The following is a 1,063-nucleotide window of genomic DNA, read 5'->3' as shown; positions in this document are numbered from 1 at the left end:
CGCCCGCACCCGCCCCGCGCCGTGCTCGTGCTGGTCGGCGGCGCGATCGCGCTCCTCGCCGTCGTCGCGGCGAGCCTCGCGCTCGGGGTCCGCACGATCGACGTCGCCGAGGTCTGGCAGGCCGTCGTCCGGCCCGACCTCACCGACCCCGACCAGGCCGTCGTGGTGCAGCTGCGGATCCCCAGGACCGTGATCGGGCTGGCCGCAGGCGTCGCGCTCGGACTCGCGGGCACGCTCATCCAGGGCGTCACCCGCAACCCGATCGCCGATCCCGGCCTCCTCGGCATCAACGCCGGTGCGTCGCTCGCCGTCGTGCTCTGCATCTCGCTGCTCGGGGTGACCGCGCCGCTCGGGTTCATCTGGTTCGCGTTCGTGGGCGCCACGGCGGCCGCCGCCGTCGTGTTCGCGATCGGCGGGGCGCGGCCGGTCCGGCTCGCGCTCGTCGGGGCGGCGCTCACGGCACTGCTCACGCCGCTGATCGCACTCGTCCTGCTGCGGGACACGGAGGCGTTCACCCAGTACCGCTTCTGGGCGGTCGGGTCGCTCACCGGACGCGACCTGTCGACCGTCGCCGCGCTGTGGCCGTTCCTCGTGGTCGGCGTCGTGCTCGCCGCGGCGCTCGCCCACCGGCTCAACCTGCTCGCGCTCGGCGACGACGTGGCATCCGCCCTGGGCCAGCAGGTCGGCGTCACCCGCGCCGTCGCGGGGCTCGCGCTCGTGCTCCTCTGCGGCACCGCGGTCGCGCTCGCCGGGCCGATCGCGCTCGTCGGACTCGTCGTGCCGCATGCGGCACGACGACTCATCGGGAGCGACTACCGCTGGATCACGGCGCTCGCCGTCGTCCTCGGGCCGATCATGCTGCTCTCGGCCGACGTCATCGGGCGCCTCGTCGTGCCGAACTCCGAGCTCGAGGCCGGGGTCGTCGCCGCGTTCCTCGGCGCCCCGGTCCTCATCGCGATCGCGAGGAGCCGACGGGTGGCGGGGCTCTGATGGCCGCCGCACGCGTCGCGCCCCGACCCCCGGCGCCGGGCGACCGGGTCGCACGTTCCGCGGCGACCGGCGA

1 protein-coding gene is annotated in these 1,063 nt (G+C 75.7%); it reads left to right on the top strand.

The annotated features are described in order from the left end of the window. Nucleotides 1-21 precede the first annotated feature (21 nt). On the top strand, nt 22-990 hold the full coding sequence (locus ESO86_RS17545) for a FecCD family ABC transporter permease (RefSeq protein WP_242492447.1): 969 nt from the start codon (nt 22-24) through the stop codon (nt 988-990). Nucleotides 991-1,063: the final 73 nt, after the last annotated feature.

Source organism: Agromyces binzhouensis (assembly GCF_004135055.1).
Lineage (GTDB): Bacteria > Actinomycetota > Actinomycetes > Actinomycetales > Microbacteriaceae > Agromyces > Agromyces binzhouensis.
Note: the sequence above shows the minus strand (reverse complement) of the source record. Positions and strands in the feature narration are given on the sequence as shown.